Here is a 19,141-nt window from a genome sequence, read left to right as displayed (position 1 = left end):
GCCAGAGGCGGCCCGTCATTCAGGCTTCGGACTTGTTCTTCAACACCTGACGGCCACGGTAGAAGCCGTTGGGGCTGATGTGGTGACGCAGGTGGGTTTCGCCAGTGGTGGGCTCCACGGCAATGCCGGGCACGTTCAGCGCATTGTGCGAACGGTGCATGCCGCGCTTGGACGGAGATTTCTTGTTTTGCTGGACGGCCATGGTGGGCTCCTGAATTCGGTAGGTTGGCGCCTGACCCGCGCACCCTGATTTTCTTCAGGTGCCAATGGATACCAGCGCAAAGCCAAGCATTATAGCGCGAAGCATGCACGGATGCCACTCCCTCACTTCTTGAGCCGCTCCAGGGCGGCGAACGGGCTCTTTCTGGGCGCCGCTTCGTCATCGTCCACACCAGGATCGCCTGCCTTGAGCACCACCTCGATCGGACAGGACCCATGCAAGGGAACCAATGGCAAGGCCATGAGCAGTTCGTCCTCCAGCACATCAAAAAGGCTGGGCCGCGGCTCCATCGCCAGCAGGTCTTCTTCAGATTCGTCATCCTGCGCCTCGGCTGTGGCTTCATCGGCCACAAAACGAAACCAGCGGTCCACTTCAAGGAGCGTGTCCACCGGTCCGAGGCAGCGCTGGCAGGTCAAGGGCAGGCTGGTGTGAGCGGTCAGGTGCACCCAGGGCGACGGGGCGCCACCGCTCGCCCCCGGCCGCATTTCGGCAACCGCCTCCCATTGCACATCGCTCAGCGACAGGGCAGCACCATCTGCCTCCTCGCGCAGCCTCGGCAGATGCGACAGGGGCGTGTCCATCTGCAGGCGGCCCTGTGCCTCGGCAAACGCGCGCGCATCCAGGCGATCGGGATTCCACGCGGATTTCGGAGGGGTCTTCATAGAGGCAGTGTAAAAGAATGCAGGGAGAATACCGCTCATGACCTCTTCCCCGCACGCCACGCGCCCCCTGATCCTGGGCTCCACCTCCCGATATCGCCGCGAATTGCTGTCGCGCCTGCGTGTGCCATTCGAAGCCGTTGCGCCACAGGTGGACGAAACGCCGCGGCCGGGTGAAAACCCCGCCGATCTGGCTCTGCGCCTCGCATTGGCCAAGGCGCGCGACGTGGCGCGGCGATTCCCGACGGCGGTGGTGATCGGTAGCGATCAAGTCGCCGACCTGCACGGTGAACCCCTGGGCAAGCCAGGCACACACGAGCGCGCGGTGGACCAGCTGAGCCGCATGAGCGGCAAGACCGTGGTGTTCCAGACCGCGCTGGCAGTGGTCTGCGTGGAGACGGGCTTCGAGGAATGCGAAATCGCTCCGGTGCGCGTGGTATTCCGCACACTGGGTCGCGCTGAAATCGAACAATACCTCCAGGCCGAACAACCTTACGACTGCGCTGGGAGCGCCAAGAGCGAAGGATTGGGCATTGCGCTGCTGGAGCGCATTGACAACGACGACCCGACAGCCTTGATCGGCCTTCCGCTGATTCGCACCTGCCATCTGCTTCGCGCGGCCGGGGTAAAGGTATTGTGAGCACCCACTCCAAAAGACCAGGTGCGCTTTTCCTCGTGCCCACGCCGCTGGATTTCGGCATGGGAATCGACGAGGTGTCGCCCGTCGGCCAGTGGCTGCCCGCCGAAACCCTGGCTGTCGCCAGCCGACTGACGCACTGGATCACGGAAAATGCCAGGAGCACGCGCGCCTTCCTCAAACGCGTGGAATCCGCAGCCGCCCTTGCCGCACCGCTGCAGGAACAACACATTGCCGAACTGCCACGCGCCGCACACAAAAAGGGAGACCATGCACCGCAAGGCGATGGTGAAGCGGCGGCCCGTGATCTGCTGGCGCCGGCGCTCGCTGGACACGATGTGGGCCTGGTCAGCGAAGCGGGCATGCCAGCCATCGCTGACCCAGGCAGCTCCATCGTCCGCGCAGCACATGCGCTGGGCTTGCGGGTGGTGCCCTTGACGGGACCGATCTCGCTCATGCTGGCGCTCGCATCCAGTGGACTGAATGGACAGCAGTTCGCGTTTGTTGGCTACGTTCCCCAGGAGACTGCCGAGCGCGCGAGGCGCCTGCGCGACCTGGAAGCACTGGCCCTGAAAACCGGGCAGACACAGATCCTCATCGAAACGCCCTACCGCAATGCGGCTTTGCTGCGCGCCCTGTTGCAGACCTTGCATCCTCACACGCGGCTCGCGGTGTGTGGCGCTCTCACACTGGATCAGCAGGTCAGCCGCAGCGCCCTTGTCAGCGAATGGCGGCGATTGAAGGGGCTGCAGGACAGCCTGCCTTTGCAGGCGCCCTGCGTGTTCCTGCTGGGTCGATGAGCAGCGTCAGCGCATGATGCGCTGGAGGTGCGCACGCACCGAACCACTGAGCTCCTGGTTCGCCAACGCCAGGTCGATGGTGGCCTCCAGAAAACCTTCCTTGCTGCCGCAGTCGTAGCGCTGACCGTCATAACGGAAAGACTGCACCTTCTCGTGGCCAATCAAGGCTGCGATACCGTCGGTGAGCTGGATTTCGCCACCCGCACCGCGCGGTTGGCGACGGATGCTCTCGAACACCGCAGGCGTCAGGATGTAGCGTCCGGCAACCGCCAGCGTGGAGGGTGCGACCTCAGGCGCTGGCTTCTCCACCATGGCAAACACCTCGGCCAGTTGCTGCTGGGCACCGCGCACGTCCACCACGCCGTAGCGCTTGGTCTCGGCCCGGGGTACGTCCTGCACCGCCAGCACGGTACCCGGGCTGGATTCGTAGGCCTGCACCATCTGCTGCAGCACGGTTGGGCCCCCTTGAGCCTGGCCTCGGCCCATCATCAGGTCGTCGGCGAGCAGCACCGCGAACGGCTCGTTGCCCACCAGCCGCTCAGCACACAACACCGCATGGCCGAGGCCCAGGGCGCGCGGCTGGCGCACATACACGCAGTCCATGTCTTCAGGCTTGATGGAGTGCACCAGTTCCAGCAAGGCACCTTTGCCAGCGGCTTCAAGCTCGACTTCCAGCTCGTAAGCGGTGTCGAAATGGTCCTCGATGGCGCGTTTGTGGCGGCCGGTGACGAAGATCATTTCGCGAATGCCGGCCGCGTAGGCCTCTTCCACCGCGTACTGCATGAGGGGTTTGTCCACCACCGGCAGCATCTCCTTGGGGATGGCTTTGGTGGCAGGCAGAAAACGGGTGCCGAGGCCGCCGACGGGAAACACTGCTTTCCGGATGGTCATGGTGATGCGCCTTTTTTGCGGGTTCGTGAACTTTGGCTCACCATGGTAACGGCGTGCGCTCCACCGACTTTCGAGAGACTACACTGCCACAGGTCGACCGTTGAATACCGCCTGCTTAGCAGGCCAGAGTTCGACCCAACCGCAACATCCAGCGCCCATGAGCATCACCCCCGTCATTCTTTGCGGAGGCTCAGGCACCCGCCTGTGGCCCCTCAGCCGGCAGAGCTTTCCGAAACAGTTTGTGCCGCTCCTGGGCGACAAGAACCTGCTTCAGCTCACGCTGGAACGTCTGGCATGGTGCGGCGAGCCAGCCGTCTGCGTGGCCAGCGAGGACCATCGCTTTCTGGTGGCCGATGCGCTGGAACCCCAGTCAGCCGGCGGACAGGTCCTGCTGGAACCTGCCGCACGCAACACCGCTGCGGCCATGGCTCTGGCTGCGCTGCTCGCTCGCTTGCAGGGCAACGCAGACGCGCTCCTGCTTTTCTGTCCGTCCGATCACCACATTCCCGACGCCCGCGCCTTCGCAAAGACCATCGAGCAAGGCGTGGCGGCGGCCGAAGGTGGCGCCATCGTCACATTCGGCGTGATGCCCAGTTTTCCCAGCAGCGCCTACGGCTACATCCAGCAAGGCGATTCGCGTGCCGATGGCAGCCGAGATGTGGCGCGCTTCATCGAGAAGCCTGCACCCGCTGCGGCTCAAGCCCTGCTGCTGCAGGGCAATGTGCTGTGGAATGCGGGCATCTTCCTGGTGCGTGCCAGTGTTCTGCTGGAAGCGCTTGCACAGCATGCCCCGGACATCCTGCAATCCTGCGCGCATGCCATGGGGCAACCGCGCACTGAATCCGTGGGCCGCGTGAGTTTCGTGCGCCCCGAGGCCGAGCCGTTCCTGGCGTGCCGTTCGCAAAGCATCGACTACGCCGTGATGGAGCCCCATGACAACGTCGCCGTGGTTCCTTTTCAGGGCCAGTGGAGCGATGTCGGCAGCTGGAACGCGGTGGCCGAACTGAGCCCGGCCGATGACGACGGCAATCGCATCACCGGTCAGGGACATACCCTGCAATCGCGGAACACCTTCATCCACGCGCCCGGGCGCACCGTGGTGGCCCTGGGCACGCAGGACCTGCTCATCATCGACACGCCCGACGCGCTGCTGGTGGCGCAGCGCGACCACGCCGAGCAAGTCAAGGACGTGGTGGCGCACCTGAGCCAGCGCAACATCTCGCAGGCGGCGGCGCACCGCCGCGTAGCCCGCCCCTGGGGCTGGTACGACAGTGTGGACGTGGGCGAGCGCTTCCAGGTCAAGCGCATCGGCGTCAAGCCGGGTGCTTCGCTGAGCCTGCAGAAGCACCACCATCGGGCTGAGCACTGGATCATCGTCAAGGGCACGGCAGAAGTCACGCGAGGGCAGGAGGTCTACCTGCTGTCCGAAAACCAGTCGACCTACATTCCGATCGGTGAAGTGCACCGCCTGCACAACCCCGGCAAGATGGTGCTGGAAATGATCGAGGTTCAGTCGGGCAGCTATCTGGGCGAGGACGACATCGTCCGCCTCGAGGACATCTACGGACGACAGCCCGACGCGGCCAAAACAGACAAGTAACGTCATGAAAATCCTGCTTACCGGCGGCGCTGGCTACATCGGCAGTCACACGGTGGTCGCGTTGGTCGACGCAGGCTTCGAGCCAGTGGTGCTCGACAACTTTGCCAACAGCCATCCCGTGGTGCTGGATCGCCTGACCAGCATCACCGGCCAGCCTGTGCCCCTGGAGCGCGGTGACGTCCTCGACACGCCCTGGCTGGAAGACGTGCTGCGCCGCCAGCAGCCCGCCGGCGTGGTGCATTTCGCGGGTGACAAGGCGGTGGGTGAAAGCGTGGCGCAACCACTGAAGTACTTTCACAACAACATCGGCGGAGCCATCAGCCTGCTGCGCGCGATGGAGGCTGTGCACGCCGAAGCCCCGGAAACTGCGCCCACGCTGGTGTTTTCCAGCAGCGCAACGGTCTACGGCGATCCCGCCAGCATGCCCATCACCGAAGATTTTCCTCGCGGTCACACCAACCCCTATGGCCACAGCAAGCTGGTCATCGAGGACATGCTGTACGCCTTGAACGCGGCACGTCCGGCCTGGCGGGTGGGTGTGCTGCGCTATTTCAATCCTGTGGGCGCGCATCCCAGCGGCCTCATTGGGGAAGACCCGGCCGGCATCCCCAACAACCTCATGCCCTATGTGGCCCAGGTGGCGGTGGGCCAGCGCGATCACCTCAACGTGTTCGGCAACGACTACGCCACGCCGGACGGCACTGGCGTGCGCGACTACATCCATGTACAGGATCTGGCCGCGGGACACGTGGCCGCCATCAAGGCCTTGCTCGGGCGCGACGAGAGCTTCACGGTGAACCTGGGAACCGGACGCGGGCACAGCGTGCTGGAAGTCGTGCGCGCATTCGAACGGGCCAGCGGACGCGCCATTCCCTACCGCATTGCGCCACGCCGCCCTGGCGACGTGGCGCAATGCTGGGCCGACCCCGGCCTCGCCCTGCGCCTGCTGGGCTGGCGTGCCACGCATTCGCTCGACGAGATGTGCGCCGACACCTGGCGCTGGCAAAGCGGCAACCCCAACGGCTACCGCAGCTAGGGCTTTACTTCAGCTGCACACCGGCTGCGCGCGCAGCCATGAAAATGCCCTCTCCCACGCTGGCGCCAAACCGCTTCGCCAGGCGCAGCCCGACGTTCTCACGCTGGGTGTAGTCCACGATCTCTTCGGCCTTGACGACCTCGCGTGCCACGAAATCGAGATTTCCCAGGCCATCGGCAAGCCCTTCGTTGATGGCCTGCTGGCCGCTCCACACCAGACCGCTGAAGGTGTTGGTGTTCTCCTTCAGGCGTGTTCCCCGGCCCTTCTTCACCACCTCGATGAACTGGGCATGGATCTCGTCCAGCATGCGCTGGATATAAGCCCGCTGCGCTTCATCCTGCGGGCTGAATGGATCGAGCAGCGCCTTGTTGGCACCCGCCGTCATGAGGCGGCGCTCAACACCGAGTTTCTCCATGAGGCCGGTGAAACCGAAGCCGTCCATGAGCACCCCGATGCTGCCCACGAGGCTCGCCTTGTCCACGTAGATCTCGTCCGCCGCCGCAGCGATGTAGTAGGCGGCCGAGGCACAGGTCTCTTCCACGACCGCATACACCTTCTTCTTGTGAAGACCCTTCAGCCGGTTGAGTTCATCGTTGATGATGCCGGCCTGTACAGGACTGCCGCCAGGCGAGTTGATCAACAGCACCACGGCCTGCGCACCCGTGTCTTCGAACGCAGAGCGCAGCGCGGGCACCACATTTTCGGCACTGGCCTCGGCACCCGAGCCGATCTCGCCCTTGATCTCCACGACCGCGGTATGCGGTTTGCTGACCGAACTGCTGCTGGTGTTTGCGCTGTAGATCATCCACACCACGGCACCGATCAGCACCAGCCAGACGAGGCGGAAGAAAATTTTCCAGCGCCGGGAGGCTTGCTGTTCCCGGATGGTGGCCAGTACGAGCTTTTCGAGTGTTTCTCGCTCCCAACTGCCATTGGGTCGGTTGATGCCCTGATTCAGGGGGTCTTCATTCATGGTCGGTGGATCTCAGAATTCAAGGGGTTTGAGGTGGTATTGTGACCGCCAGTGGACCACGCCATCGTGCTCCACCAGTTCGATCTTGAACAGGCCCCCACGGCACGGACCGCCCTGGCAGGCACCGGTATCGGGCTGGTAGACGGCGCCATGGGTTGCACACAACAACCAACGGCCGGTGTCGTCGAAAAACCGGTCGGGTTGCCAGTCCATCTCCATGGCCACGTGAGAGCACCGGTTGAGGTACGCGTGCGGCAGGCCTTCGAAACGCACCGCAAACGCTCGGCAAGTCTGGCCCGCATAGTTCACATCAAACGAAACCGCGCGCCCGCCCTCCACCAGGTCATGGCTGTTGCACAGCGGGTGGATCGTGTCTTCGTCAGCGGCCATGGCGTCCTCAGGCGTTGGCACCCAGCCAGTCGTGCAACTCGCGCACGGAATGCGCCACATGCAGGGGCTTCAAGGCATGGAAGGCCGCAGGCTCGTGCGCACCGTAGCTCACGCCCAGGCTGGCGCAGCCTGCGTTCAATGCCATCTGGAGGTCGTGCGTGGTGTCGCCAATCATCAGCGTGCGCTCAGGCTTCACACCGAATTCGCTCATGAGCTCGTGCAGCATGCGCGGATGCGGCTTGCCGGCGGTCTCGTCGGCGGTGCGCGAGCCGTCAAACACGCCGTGCAGTTCCTGCTTGTGCAATACCTCGTCAAGCCCCGCGCGGTTCTTGCCGGTCGCCACGGCCAGCAAATGCTGACGCCCTTTGAGTTCGGCCAGCAGCGGCAACACGCCTGTGAACAGGCTGAGGTCGTTCTGATGCGACACGTAGTGAAAACGGAAACGCTCGCCCAGCATGGCGTACTGTTCACGCGGTACCTCGGGCGCTGCATGGGCCAGGGCCTGCATCAGGCCCATGCCGATGACGTAGCTGGCTGCCTCACGGGTCGGCGGGGTGTAGCCCAGGTCCGTCACCGCGCTCTGGATGCAGCGCGCGATCACGGCGGTGGAATCGAACAGGGTGCCATCCCAGTCGAAAGCAATGAGGTCGAACTGGCGGGAGCGCATGGTGTCAGAGCGTCAGCGCGTGGTGGCGCAGATGGTCCTCGATGACGCTGGCAATGAACCAGTAGCCGTGATCGTAGCCCTCGTGGCGGCGCAGCGTGAGCGCCTGGCCCGCCTGCGCGCAAGCGGCCTCGAAAAGATGCGGATGCAACTGATCCTCCAGGAATTTGTCCGCCATGCCCTGGTCGATCAGCAGAGGCGGCGCCTTGTGGCCAGCGGCCACCAGTGCGGTGGCGTCGTGCGCGTCCCAGGCGCGGCGGTCCGATCCGAGGTAGCCGGTGAATGCCTTCTCGCCCCACGGACACCGACTCGGCGCGGCAATGGGTGCCAGTGCCGAGACGCTGCCGTACAGACCGGGGTGGCGCAGGGCGAGTGTGAGTGCACCGTGGCCGCCCATCGAATGGCCACACACGCCCACGCGTTCTGCATGAGCGGGGAAATGGCGCGGTATCAGCTCATGCAGTTCCTGGGTGATCCAGCTTTCCATGCGGAAGTGGCTGGACCAGGGCGCACTGGTGGCGTCGAGGTAGAACCCGGCGCCGTGACCGAAATCCCAGGCTTCGCTGGCGCCTTCGATGCCCGTGTCGCGCGGACTGGTATCGGGTGTGACCAGCATCAGCCCCAGTTCGGCCGCCACACGCTGAGCGCCCGCCTTGATGGCGAAGGTTTCCTCGTTGCAGGTCAGGCCGGCAAGGAAATACAACACCGGCACAGGGCCGTGCGTGGCTTGAGGTGGCACGAACACACCGAACTTCATCGGCAGGCCGATCGCGCTGGACGCGTGCTGGTAGAAGCCCTGCACGCCACCAAAGCAGCGGTGGGTGGACAACGTCGTGATGTCTGTGTTCATGTCATGAGCAGGCGGCGCGCCGTTCGCGGCTTGCCTCCATCAGTAAAGAACGACGCCGCGGATCGATTCACCGCGCTTCATCAGGTCGAAGCCTTTGTTGATGTCGGCCAGCGGCATGGTGTGGGTGATCAGGTCGTCGATGTTGATCTTGCCTTCCATGTACCAGTCGACGATCTTCGGCACGTCGGTGCGGCCCCGCGCGCCACCGAAGGCCGACCCCTCCCACTTGCGACCCGTGACGAGCTGGAACGGCCGCGTGCTGATCTCGGCACCGGCCTCGGCCACGCCGATGATGATGCTGCGCCCCCAGCCCTTGTGCGTGCATTCCAGCGCTTGCCGCATCACCTGCGTGTTGCCGATGCACTCGAAGCTGTAGTCGGCACCGCCGTCGGTCAGTTGCACGATCGCATCGACCACGTTCTCCACCTCCTTGGGGTTGATGAAGTGCGTCATGCCGAAACGGCGCGCCATCTCCTGGCGCGCGGGGTTGATGTCCACCCCGATGATCTTGTCCGCACCCACCATCTTCGCGCCCTGGATCACGTTCAGGCCGATGCCGCCCAGACCGAACACCACCACGTTGGCGCCCGCCTCCACTTTCGCGGTGAAGATCACGGCGCCAATGCCGGTGGTGACGCCGCAGCCGATGTAGCAGACCTTGTCGAACGGCGCATCCTCGCGGATCTTGGCGAGCGAAATTTCGGGCGCCACGGTGTAGTTGCTGAAGGTACTGGTGCCCATGTAGTGGAAGATGGGCTTGCCATCGAGGCTGAAGCGGCTGGTGGCGTCGGGCATGAGGCCCTTGCCCTGCGTGCCGCGGATGAGCTGGCACAGGTTGGTCTTGCGGCTCAGGCAGAACTTGCACTGGCGGCATTCCGGCGTGTAGAGGGGAATGACGTGGTCGCCCTTCTTGAGCGTGGTCACGCCAGGGCCGACATCGACCACGATGCCCGCGCCCTCGTGGCCCAGGATGGCGGGGAAGATGCCTTCCGGGTCGGCACCGGAAAGCGTGTAGTAGTCGGTGTGGCAGATGCCGGTGGCCTTGATCTCGACCAGCACTTCGCCGAATTTCGGACCCTGCAGGTCCACGGTTTCAATGGTCAAGGGCTGGCCTGCTTTCCAGGCGACGGCGGCTTGCGTTTTCATGGGTGGCTCGATGGTTTGTTGGAATCGCCGTCGAGGTTACCGCAGATCACGCCGCATCGTCCTTTCGCCCGATGGATTCCACCACGCCGGCATATCCGGCCAGGGCGCTGAACAGCACCGCTGCAGGCGCTTCACCCAGTTCGTCAACCAGTTCGCGCTCCGCCTTTTTCAACGCCCTGGAGAAGGCCGCCAGCCAGGCCTCGCCGTCTTCGGTGAAATGGACAATTCGCGCGCGGCGGTCCTGAGGATCGGCGACACGGGTGACCAGCCCCAGCTCCTCGCACTGGTCGATCAGTTCCGTCATGGCCGCGTTGGTCATGTTCGCGCGACGGGCCAGCACCGTGATGCGGGTGCCGTCGCGGTCGAGATGCCGGGTCAGGTTGATGTGGGGCAGGCGCGTCTGTGTGTGCCCCGCCTGCACCATGAGTTCCATCACACGCGCTTCGAAGCGCATCAAGGCATTGCCCAGGATGCGGCCCGCGTTGTGCATGCGCCAGGCGTCCGGGGACCGGCGGCGCCTCGTTGGAAGGGAGTTCTTCGTTACACTCAAAGTATTTAGGCAGCCTAAGCAATTAATCAAGATGACCGGCGCATTATCAAGCAACCCCGCCGACTCGCCGAGCGGGCGCATCGAAACCGACGTGCTGATCGCCGGTGCTGGCCCTTGTGGGCTCATGCTGGCCAACGAACTGGGACGACGCGGCGTGCGAGCGCTGCTGGTGGAGCCCAAGCCGGGCACTGCGTTCAATCCGCAGGCCAACGCCACCCAGGCGCGCACCATGGAGCACTTCCGCCGCCTGGGTTTTGCCAACGAGATCCGTCAACAGGGATTGCCGCCGGACCACCCGACCGACATCGCCTATTTCACGCGCTTCAGCCAGCACGAACTGGCCCGGTTGCGTCTGCCCACGGCCGAGAAGGCGGCGGCCACGGTCAAGCGCCTGGGTGGGTCGTGGAGCGCCGCGGAACTGCCCCACCGGGTGTCCCAGAAATTTGTGGAGGCCACCCTGCTGAAACACGCCCGCGGTTGGCCCAGCGTCGACATGCGCCATGGCTGGCGACTGCAGGCCTTCTCCGACCGCGGCAACCACGTGCAGGCGCAGATCGGATCGGTGGATGGCACATCGACGGCGAACGTGACGGCGTGCTACCTGGTGGGCGTGGACGGCGCGCGAAGTCTCGTTCGCCGGCAACTGGGCATCGAGTACGGCGGCTCCACCGGCTTCAAGCGCGACTTCATGGGCGGGAAGATGTTCGCCATCTACCTTCGTGCGCCCACCTTCCACGAAGCCTTGCCACACGACAGGGCGTGGATGTACGTGTCGGTGAACGCCGAGCGCAGGGCCTTCATGGCGTCCGTCGATGGGCAGAGCGAATTCGCGTTCCACGCGGCGATTCATGACGGCGAGGACGCCGAGGGCTGGAACGAGGAGGACGCCAGAAGGATCTTCGCGCAGGCCATGGGCCGCGAGCTGCCCATCGACATCCTGTCGATGCTGACCTGGACCGCCGGGCATGCCCTGGTGGCAGAGCGGTTCCAGCGTGGCCGCGTGTTCCTGGCGGGCGACGCAGCCCACCTGTTCACACCCACGGGGGGCCTGGGCTACAACACAGCGGTGGAAGACGCCGTCAACCTGGGATGGAAGCTCGCGCATGTGGTGCAAGGGCGCGCGCCCGAGGCCTTGCTGTCAACCTATGAGATCGAACGCAAGCCGCTGGCCGAACGCAACACGGGCTACGCGAAGCGTTTTGCCGACTCGGTTGGCCTCTTTCAGGTGACGCCGGAACTGGAACACGATTCACCCGCCGGTGAAACCGCACGCCAGTTCGCCGGCGCGCACCTGGATGCGCACGTGCGGCTGGAGTTCAACATTCCGGGCGTGACCTTTGGTGGTCGATACGACGGGTCGCCCATCGTCGTGCCCGACGGCACGTTGCCACCCGAAGACCAGCCCAACGCCTACGTGCCCACCGCCTGCCCCGGTGGTCGTCCGCCACACGCCTGGCTGGCGGATGGTCGGTCGCTCTATGACAGCTTTCACGCCGAGTGGACGCTGCTGGCCCTGGGGCCCGATGCGCCCGACGCCACAGCGTTCGAATTCGCCGCGCAGCGCGCCGGCCTCGACCTGCAAGTGGTGCGGCACCAAGACCCGGCACTGCGCACCTTGTACGAAGCACCGCTGGTGCTGATCAGGCCGGACCAGATCGTGGCCTGGCGCGGGCCGGATGCCAGCGCCGCCGCGCAGATCCTCGCCACCTGTGCAGGCCATGCGGGACCGCCCGCCAACTGAAGATCAGTCCACCTTCGCGCCGCCCTTGAACCACTGCGCCACCATGGCGCGCTCCTCCTCGGTCATGCCCGTGGCGTTGTTCATGGGCATCAGGCGCGTGACGACCACTTGCTGGTAGACCGTCTGCGAATGCTGCTTGAGCGCGTCGGCCGAATCCAGTCGCACGTTTTTCGATTGCAGCGCCTCGCCGTGGCACATCACGCAGCGCTGTTCCAGCACCGGCTTGAGTTCGGCGTAACTCACGGTCTGGGGCACCGCCACGGCGACGGTAGGCGCAGGCTTGAGCCAGACGATGAGCGCCACCAGCACCACCACGCCAGCGGCCGCGTACTTCCAGGGATGCGGGTTGCGGCCCAGCTTGTAACCGTGGCGCATCACGAAGAATTGCCTGATCGCTGCGCCAGCGAACATCATGCCGATGAGGATCAGCCAGTTGTATTCGTGCGTGTAGGTGAAGCTGTAGTGGTTGCTCAACATCGCAAACAGCACCGGCAGCGTGAAGTAGGTGTTGTGCACGCTGCGCTGCTTGCCGCGCTGGCCATGGATCGGATCCACCGGACGGCCGGCCTTGAGATCGGCCACCACCGTGCGTTGCCCCGGGATGATCCAGAAGAACACGTTGGCGCTCATGGCGGTGGCGATCATGGCGCCCACCAGCAGAAAGGCGGCACGTCCGGCAAAGAGCTGCGTGGCCAGCCAGGCGGCGACACACACCAGCACCAGCACCAGCGCACCCACCTTGGCGTCGCCGTTCTCCTTCTGGCCCAGCGTGCGGCAGATCGCGTCGTACAGCAGCCAGAACACCACCAGGAACGCCAGCGCAGCCGAAATGGCCGCAGCCGGACTCCAGTCCATCACCTTCGCGTCGATCAGGTAGACGCTGGGACTCCAGAGGTAGGAAATGAGAAACAGCGCGAACCCAGAGAGCCAGGTGGAATAACTCTCCCAGTAGAACCAGTGCAGGTGATCGGGCAGCCTGGGCGGGGACACGGCGAACTTCACCGGGTGGTAGAAGCCGCCACCGTGCACGGCCCAGAGTTCGCCGCTCACGCCATCCTTCTTCAGTTGTTCGTCCTCGGGTGGCGTGAGGCTGCTGTCGAGAAAGACGAAGTAGAAGGAGGAGCCGATCCAGGCGATGGCCACGATCACGTGCAGCCATCGCAGCAGCAGGTTGGCCCAATCCAGAAGATAAGTTTCCATGGCACCTCAATGCAAGGTCAATGCTTGCGACTCACCACCGCGGGCGCTCTGAGTCGGATGAGGGCCGCGCTTGGGCATGGACCTCTCCACACCCAGCTCCGCTGCGACCGGACGGGCAAAGTGTATACAATTTTTGAGAACATTCAAGCGATCAATCACCGAACGGCAGGGTGGATCGGTTTAGCAACAACTGCGCCACGACGGAAGCAGCGATCACGGCCGGCTCCTTGCCGGAGATGCCAGGCAGGCCGATCGGGCAGGTGATGCGCGCGAGTTCGTCTGCATCGAAGCCGCGCTGCTCCAACCGGTGGCGGAATGTGGCCCACTTCGTGCGGCTGCCAATCAGCCCGATGAAGCCCAGGTCGCGTTGCTCGCGCTGGCGCTGCAGGCAGGCGGCCACGATGTCGAGGTCTTCGGCGTGCGAGAAGCTCATGATCAGCACGGCGCTGCCGGTCACCAGATCGCGCACGGCCATGTGCACGGGGTCGGAATGTTCTGCGCGCACATGCGAGGGCAGATCGGCGGGAAACACCTCGTCACGGCTGTCGAACCACGTCACACGGAAAGGCAGGGGTGCAAGGGCTTGAACGATGGCGTGGCCAACGTGTCCGCCACCGAACAAGGCCAGCTGCGCATGACCCTCGCGCAGCCGCTCGCGGAGTGCTCCAGTGTGCGACGCATCAACCCGCTCGAACTGCAGCGCCAGGGCACCGCCGCAACACTGCCCCAGGCTCGGCCCGAGCGTGACGGATTGCTCCCACACCACCCCTGCAGCCCCCGGCAGCGCTAGTGATTCGCGCGCCTGGCGCATCGCATCCCACTCCAGATGACCACCGCCGATCGTGCCGATCGCACCGCCCGTCGCGCCTGAAAAAACGGCCATCCACGCACCGGCTTCGCGCGGTACCGAACCGCGTGTTTTTCCTACCGTCACGAGCACGGCGGGTTCGCGTTGCAGACGCAGTAGAAAGGATTCAAGGTCCGCAGACATTGTGGCTTCGACGTCAAAAAAGATGTATGGATACGTAATGGCAATCAAGGCCGCTCAGTATCCGCCGTACTGTACGCAAGCCCTGTTGAAAACCCCCATACACTTCATCCGCCCAGCGATATGGTCCAGCCGAAGTCCAGCGCCAGGCACCCGATCCGACTTACAGGTCCGTCAACATGAGAGACATCGATCCCGCACCCCGTCCCGCCGAGCGCGCGGACGCCCACCGAGAGCCCCGCTCCGCCTGGGGCTGGCTGGGCATTGGCACTGCAGCCCTGCTGGCTGCGTGCGCCGCGCCCCTGCCGCCTCCGCCCCCGCCACCTCCCCCACCGCCTCCGGCGCCCGTGCCCGCACCACCGCCGCCCGTGAGCACGCGGCCAACGCCCCAATTCGTGTCGCACGCGGCTTCGCCGCAGGACTACCGCAAGGACGGTGCTCGCCACATCTACGAGCGCAACAGCCACCGCATCTACAAGGGCCAGTTGCCCCCGTTGATGCACGCGGTGGGCGTGCTGCAGGTCGAAGTGGACGACCTGGGCCATGTGCGCAACCTGAGCTGGATGCGTGCGCCCAGCCATGTGCCCGACGTGATGCGGGAGATCGAGCGAACGGTGCGCGCTGCGTCGCCGTTCCCGGCACCCGTTCGCATGGGCCGCGTGACCTACACCGACATCTGGCTGTGGGACAAGAGCGGCAATTTCCAGCTGGATACGCTGACCGAAGGCCAGAGAAACAAGTGATCCGGCCCCTGCGAAGAACCCGCCTCCCGGCGGGTTTTTTCATTGCACCATGACGCCAGCACCGAGCGCGAAGATCGCGGTGGACTTCGGCATTGGCGGAGGCGTCAGCCACTCGTACCATCGCTGTACAAGGTACCCGCCTTATGAAAATCGACGGTTGCTAGAACGGCCTCCTGCATCTTTGCAAGCAGCGGTCGGCTGTCATCGCGGCGGCGTTGCATCGTGTATTCGAGTTGGGGCAACTCGGGATCGCTTTGCAGCTCGACAGCAACCCCTCGCGAGACCATGCGATTCAGCCATGCTTGTGGGCACAACCCAATGCCCACACCAGCAACGATCAAGCTCACCGTGGCAGAAAGGTTGTTGCAAACGAGGCGCCGAGCGCTCTCAAGATTGTTGTGTGCCAGCCAGGTTTCGAGCATTCGTGTGGGGCCCGCGGCCGCAGGCATGGTGATGAGTGCGTTGTGCTCCAGAAGACTGGCGCTGAGGCGGGCGTTCTTATCGGCAACAGCAGGCGCAGCCGCCCAGGAAAACTGTACTGCCGCGATGCCCTGGCTGGCAATGGCACTGCGCGAGGAATAGCCAGCGACGATGGCGAAATCGAGCTCACCGGCTTCCACCCGCTGCTCCAGGCGCGTACCCAGATCCACGTAGGGTTCAAGAACCAGTTCGGGGTACAGCTTTCCGACATGCGCCACCAATTCAGGCAGCCAAGTCAGCGCCGCCAGTTCACCGACCCCAAAACGGCAATGCCCTCGCAAACCCTGCTTGTCCGTCATCTGCAGGCGGATGTCGTCCGCCATGGAGAGCAGGCGACGGGCCATGGGCAAGAGTTGCAAACCCGCCTCGGTGAGCGAAGCGCGATGGCCGCTGCGATCGAAAAGCCGCTTTCCGAGTTGCGTCTCCAGTTCCACGATGCGCTTGGATAGCGACGACTGAGACACATGCAATCGCTCGGCCGCCACGAGAAAGTTGGCTGCGGTAGCTGCCCAGTAGAACGCCTGAAGTTGCTTGAGGGTCATATTTCAATTTATAGAACATTGTTCATCTGTTTTTATCGCTTTTCTTGAACTCACGCCACTTCCAGAATCCTGCACAGGTTCAACACAGGATCGCAAAACAGAATAGGAGACAACCATGCGCAGCTGTACTGGAAGAGTTTCGCGCCGCCATGCGGTGCTGGCGATCGCTGCCGCGGCAGCAGGCACTTCCCTACCCGCTCGGGCTCAATGGGCACCGACCCGGCCCATTCAGATCGTTGTGGGGTTTGCAGCGGGAGGCGGTACCGATGCAACCGGCCGGCTGATCGCTGCGGCGGCGCAGGATCTCTTTCCCGTCCCGTTGGTGGTAATCAACAAGCCGGGGGCATCGGGAACGCTTGCCGCCGAAATGGTCGCCAATGCACCACCGGACGGCTACATGTTGCTGGTCGCCGGCGGCAGTGAGAGCACCTCCATCCATCATTACCAGAAAACGAACTACAAGCTGTCGCAGTTCCGTGGCGTGGTGCGCGTCAACCGGGAACGAATGATGATCGTGTCGAAGGCAGGCGAAGGGCTGAACATCGATTCGATCGCCAAGCTGGTGGACTACGCAAAAAGTCGTCCAGGTGCGGCCAGCTATGGATCATCGGGCGAGGGGAGCATCTTGCAGTCCGCGTTCGCGGTTTTTTGCAAGGAGGCAAAAATCGACATGCTTCATGTGCCCTACAAGGGCGGAGCGCCGGCACTGGTGGATTTGCTGGGCGGACAAATCACGGTCACCATCCTGACGCCGGCCGATGCAAAGGCGCAGCGCGATGCCGGAAAGGTGCATGTCCTTGCATCGACTTCCGACCGCGATCCGCTTCTTCCCAATGTGCCATCCCTGATGGAGTCGGGATACGCGGTCAATCTGGAGAACCAGAAAGGCCTGGTCGCACCTTCCGGCGTGCCGGATGAAATCATTCTTTACATGCACGAGCGGTTCAAGACGGCCATGGAGCGTCCACGCTGGAAACAGCTGGCCGATGCCGCTCGCATCGAATCGGCGTATCTCGATGGACCGGGCTTCATGACGGCCATGGCGGCGATGTCGGATGCCATCGGCAAAGCCGTTGGCGGCAAATGACGTCTGCCAGCCACCTCCACCCCGACATGATCGCCGCACTGGCGCAGGTCAAGGCCTTGCGACGCGACACGACTGAGCGAAGCAGCGTTCCCGTGGCACGCCAGCGCAGCCTGATGGAAGCCGAGCGGCAGTACTGGAACGCATTCGAAGACCCGCACGTGCGCGAGTGGGCGATGGTCCTGCCAGGTCCGTTGCGCCCCGTTCCCGTCCGTGTCTTCCAGCCCATCGCGCCTTCGCCATTGAAGTCCTGGATGGTGTACCTGCACGGAGGCGGCTGGATGCTGGGGAGTACGTCAACCCACGCCGCCATCATGCGGGGACTCGCCGCAGCGTCGGATCTCACGATCCTCGCACCCGACTATGCGCTGGCACCCGAGTTTCCATTTCCTCGACCCGTCGAGGAAACGCGCTGGGTCATGCGTCATCTCTCTTCTTGTGCCAGTGAGCTGGGGCTGTCAGCGAGCCATATAACGGTCGGAGGAGATTCTTCCGGCGCGAACATCGCTCTCGCCGCAGCCCTTGAAGTTCAGCGCGAAGCTCCCGGGACAGTAAAAGCCGGCGTCTTCTACTACGGCGTGTTCGACAACGATTTGCAAACCGGTTCTGCTGCTCAGTACGGCGATGGAAGCTGCGGCCTCTCTGTCACACGCATGAGGGACTATTGGGATCACTACGTGCCCGAGGAGCGGCAGCGTTCGGACGGACGTGTCAACCTGCTCAATGCCGATCTGGCCGACGCATTTCCGATGTATCTGATGGCGGCCGAATGCGACCTCCTGCGCGATGGTGCGAGGAGATTCTCCGACCGCCTGGCACAGGCCCGCATACCTTTTCAATTCAGTCTCCGTGCAGGAATGGCCCATGGCTACATGGGCTATGGCCGGCTCATTCCCGATGTCGCGGCAGTGCATGCTGAAGCCGCTGCATTCCTGGCGGCCCAAGGCCTCACCGCTACACAGCGCTCTCAAGAATCAATGACGTGAACACTTCAGAACAGAGTTCCCCGTCGCATGCGGACCATCGCCAATTGGGAATGGTCGGGCTCGGCTCCATGGGTGCTGGCATCGCCCGCAGCCTCCTGCGCAATGGCTGGCCGTTGCGGGTTTTCGCACGGCGGCCAGACGCCGCCGAAGCGCTCGTTGCTGCGGGTGCCCATGCAACACCCACGCTGGCAGACCTAGGCCGCAAATGTTCACTCGTGATCCTCAGTCTGCCCGATGCAGCTGCAGTGGAGCATGTCCTCTTCGGCAGCGATCCGTCCGGCAGCAACGGGCTCTGCTCATATCTGGTCCCCGGGAGCTGCGTCATCGACACCAGCACCATTCCGGCCGAATCCATCCGTGCCTTCGGTCAGCGGCTGGCCGATCGGGATATTGATTTGCTCGACGCACCTGTCAGCGGCGGTCAGCAGGGCGCGGAGAACGGGCAACTCAGCTGCATGGTGGGTGGTCAGGCTCACGTCCTCGACAAGTGCCGGGAAGCCATGCAGGCGTTCTGCAAATCCATCACGCATGTCGGTGCGCTCGGGGCTGGTCAGACGGTGAAGGCGTGCAATCAGGTCGCAGTCGCTGCCGCATTGCTGGGCGTCGCCGACGCACTGACCCTTGCGCATGTACAGGGCATCGATCCCCAGACCATGTCCAAAGTGCTGATGGAGGGAGCAGCCCGCAGCTTCTCGCTGGAAAAACACGCACCGCGCATCATTGGCGGGCACTTCGCGCCCGGCTTTCGTGCTCGTCTGATGCGAAAGGACCTGCGCATCGCGCTCGCCTCGGCCAGGAGCGGCGGGGCGACGCTGCCAACGACCATGCTGGCAGAACAGCTTCTCGATTCGCTCTGCGCCAGTGGCCGGGCTGACTGGGACTGGTGCGCTCTCGCGCTGCAAATCCAGATCATGTCCGGCATTCCCGTGTCCGAGACCCCCGAACCCGTCGTCTGAGCCGT

At 64.0% G+C, this 19,141-nt stretch carries 21 protein-coding genes; 9 read left to right on the top strand and 12 right to left on the bottom strand.

Annotated elements, in window-relative coordinates; genetic code table 11:
- Nucleotides 1-19 precede the first annotated feature (19 nt).
- Nucleotides 20-202: a 50S ribosomal protein L32 gene (rpmF, locus tag ACTIF6_RS13900; protein ID WP_005794249.1), complete on the bottom strand. Its 183-nt coding sequence runs from the start codon at nucleotides 200-202 to the stop codon at nucleotides 20-22.
- A 122-nt stretch (nucleotides 203-324) separates the two neighbouring features.
- The gene (locus ACTIF6_RS13895) at nucleotides 325-882 is read right to left on the bottom strand and encodes a YceD family protein (protein ID WP_439588507.1); all 558 of its coding nucleotides are present in this window, start codon (nucleotides 880-882) and stop codon (nucleotides 325-327) included.
- A gap of 37 nt (nucleotides 883-919) precedes the next feature.
- Here ACTIF6_RS13895 and ACTIF6_RS13890 point away from each other — a divergent pair, with 37 nt between their 5' ends.
- A complete protein-coding gene (locus ACTIF6_RS13890) occupies nucleotides 920-1,519 on the top strand; it encodes a Maf family nucleotide pyrophosphatase (protein ID WP_439588506.1) in 600 nt (199 codons plus the stop codon).
- A gap of 59 nt (nucleotides 1,520-1,578) precedes the next feature.
- Nucleotides 1,579-2,316, top strand: coding sequence for an SAM-dependent methyltransferase (locus ACTIF6_RS13885; protein ID WP_439588505.1), 738 nt, complete (start codon nucleotides 1,579-1,581; stop codon nucleotides 2,314-2,316).
- A 6-nt stretch (nucleotides 2,317-2,322) separates the two neighbouring features.
- Here the strand turns inward: ACTIF6_RS13885 and galU are convergent, their stop codons facing one another.
- On the bottom strand, nucleotides 2,323-3,207 hold the full coding sequence (gene galU / locus ACTIF6_RS13880; RefSeq protein ID WP_439588504.1) for a UTP--glucose-1-phosphate uridylyltransferase GalU: 885 nt from the start codon (nucleotides 3,205-3,207) through the stop codon (nucleotides 2,323-2,325).
- Between the two features lie 157 nt (nucleotides 3,208-3,364).
- Between galU and ACTIF6_RS13875 the strand changes: the two genes are divergently transcribed.
- Complete coding sequence (locus tag ACTIF6_RS13875; RefSeq protein ID WP_439588503.1) at nucleotides 3,365-4,807, top strand: mannose-1-phosphate guanylyltransferase/mannose-6-phosphate isomerase; 1,443 nt, start codon at nucleotides 3,365-3,367, stop codon at nucleotides 4,805-4,807.
- A gap of 4 nt (nucleotides 4,808-4,811) precedes the next feature.
- The gene (gene galE, locus ACTIF6_RS13870; protein WP_439588502.1) at nucleotides 4,812-5,843 is read left to right on the top strand and encodes a UDP-glucose 4-epimerase GalE; all 1,032 of its coding nucleotides are present in this window, start codon (nucleotides 4,812-4,814) and stop codon (nucleotides 5,841-5,843) included.
- Between the two features lie 4 nt (nucleotides 5,844-5,847).
- On the opposite strand, the gene ACTIF6_RS13865 is transcribed toward galE, so the two are convergent.
- The 6 genes from ACTIF6_RS13865 to ACTIF6_RS13840 are packed head-to-tail and all read right to left on the bottom strand — an operon-like array spanning nucleotide 5,848 to nucleotide 10,356.
- Nucleotides 5,848-6,816, bottom strand: coding sequence for a S49 family peptidase (locus tag ACTIF6_RS13865; RefSeq protein ID WP_439588501.1), 969 nt, complete (start codon nucleotides 6,814-6,816; stop codon nucleotides 5,848-5,850).
- Between the two features lie 12 nt (nucleotides 6,817-6,828).
- Nucleotides 6,829-7,206, bottom strand: a complete 378-nt coding sequence (locus ACTIF6_RS13860) for a Rieske (2Fe-2S) protein (RefSeq protein WP_439588500.1) — start codon at nucleotides 7,204-7,206, stop codon at nucleotides 6,829-6,831.
- 7 nt (nucleotides 7,207-7,213) lie between these two features.
- A complete protein-coding gene (locus tag ACTIF6_RS13855; RefSeq protein ID WP_439588499.1) occupies nucleotides 7,214-7,873 on the bottom strand; it encodes an HAD family hydrolase in 660 nt (219 codons plus the stop codon).
- Nucleotides 7,874-7,877: 4 nt separating this feature from the next.
- On the bottom strand, nucleotides 7,878-8,720 hold the full coding sequence (fghA, locus tag ACTIF6_RS13850; RefSeq protein WP_439588498.1) for an S-formylglutathione hydrolase: 843 nt from the start codon (nucleotides 8,718-8,720) through the stop codon (nucleotides 7,878-7,880).
- 39 nt (nucleotides 8,721-8,759) lie between these two features.
- Nucleotides 8,760-9,866, bottom strand: a complete 1,107-nt coding sequence (locus ACTIF6_RS13845) for an S-(hydroxymethyl)glutathione dehydrogenase/class III alcohol dehydrogenase (RefSeq protein WP_439588497.1) — start codon at nucleotides 9,864-9,866, stop codon at nucleotides 8,760-8,762.
- Between the two features lie 46 nt (nucleotides 9,867-9,912).
- On the bottom strand, nucleotides 9,913-10,356 hold the full coding sequence (locus ACTIF6_RS13840; RefSeq protein WP_439588496.1) for a MarR family winged helix-turn-helix transcriptional regulator: 444 nt from the start codon (nucleotides 10,354-10,356) through the stop codon (nucleotides 9,913-9,915).
- A gap of 91 nt (nucleotides 10,357-10,447) precedes the next feature.
- Here ACTIF6_RS13840 and ACTIF6_RS13835 point away from each other — a divergent pair, with 91 nt between their 5' ends.
- On the top strand, nucleotides 10,448-12,157 hold the full coding sequence (locus ACTIF6_RS13835) for an FAD-dependent oxidoreductase (RefSeq protein WP_439588495.1): 1,710 nt from the start codon (nucleotides 10,448-10,450) through the stop codon (nucleotides 12,155-12,157).
- A 3-nt stretch (nucleotides 12,158-12,160) separates the two neighbouring features.
- Here the strand turns inward: ACTIF6_RS13835 and ACTIF6_RS13830 are convergent, their stop codons facing one another.
- Nucleotides 12,161-13,357 (bottom strand): urate hydroxylase PuuD, encoded by a 1,197-nt coding sequence (locus tag ACTIF6_RS13830; RefSeq protein WP_439588494.1) that lies wholly within the window; start codon nucleotides 13,355-13,357, stop codon nucleotides 12,161-12,163.
- Nucleotides 13,358-13,508: 151 nt separating this feature from the next.
- Nucleotides 13,509-14,348, bottom strand: coding sequence for a xanthine dehydrogenase accessory protein XdhC (gene xdhC / locus ACTIF6_RS13825; RefSeq protein WP_439588493.1), 840 nt, complete (start codon nucleotides 14,346-14,348; stop codon nucleotides 13,509-13,511).
- A 176-nt stretch (nucleotides 14,349-14,524) separates the two neighbouring features.
- Here xdhC and ACTIF6_RS13820 point away from each other — a divergent pair, with 176 nt between their 5' ends.
- The gene (locus ACTIF6_RS13820) at nucleotides 14,525-15,088 is read left to right on the top strand and encodes a hypothetical protein (protein WP_439588492.1); all 564 of its coding nucleotides are present in this window, start codon (nucleotides 14,525-14,527) and stop codon (nucleotides 15,086-15,088) included.
- A gap of 104 nt (nucleotides 15,089-15,192) precedes the next feature.
- Here the strand turns inward: ACTIF6_RS13820 and ACTIF6_RS13815 are convergent, their stop codons facing one another.
- Entirely contained in the window at nucleotides 15,193-16,110 is a 918-nt protein-coding gene (locus ACTIF6_RS13815; protein WP_439588491.1) for a LysR family transcriptional regulator, read from the bottom strand.
- 115 nt (nucleotides 16,111-16,225) lie between these two features.
- Here ACTIF6_RS13815 and ACTIF6_RS13810 point away from each other — a divergent pair, with 115 nt between their 5' ends.
- Genes ACTIF6_RS13810 through ACTIF6_RS13800 form a run of 3 tightly spaced genes read left to right on the top strand, consistent with a single transcriptional unit; the run spans nucleotide 16,226 to nucleotide 19,136 of the window.
- Nucleotides 16,226-17,197 carry a tripartite tricarboxylate transporter substrate binding protein gene (locus ACTIF6_RS13810; RefSeq protein ID WP_439588490.1) on the top strand — a complete coding sequence of 324 codons (972 nt, stop codon included), beginning with the start codon at nucleotides 16,226-16,228 and terminating at the stop codon, nucleotides 17,195-17,197.
- Between the two features lie 26 nt (nucleotides 17,198-17,223).
- Nucleotides 17,224-18,180, top strand: coding sequence for an alpha/beta hydrolase fold domain-containing protein (locus ACTIF6_RS13805; RefSeq protein ID WP_439588489.1), 957 nt, complete (start codon nucleotides 17,224-17,226; stop codon nucleotides 18,178-18,180).
- Nucleotides 18,177-19,136 carry an NAD(P)-dependent oxidoreductase gene (locus ACTIF6_RS13800; protein WP_439588488.1) on the top strand — a complete coding sequence of 320 codons (960 nt, stop codon included), beginning with the start codon at nucleotides 18,177-18,179 and terminating at the stop codon, nucleotides 19,134-19,136. The genes ACTIF6_RS13805 and ACTIF6_RS13800 overlap by 4 nt, the downstream gene beginning before the upstream one ends.
- Nucleotides 19,137-19,141 lie beyond the last annotated feature (5 nt).

Source organism: Hydrogenophaga sp. (assembly GCF_051860785.1).
Classification (GTDB): Bacteria; Pseudomonadota; Gammaproteobacteria; order Burkholderiales; family Burkholderiaceae_C; genus Hydrogenophaga.
Note: the sequence above shows the minus strand (reverse complement) of the source record. Positions and strands in the feature narration are given on the sequence as shown.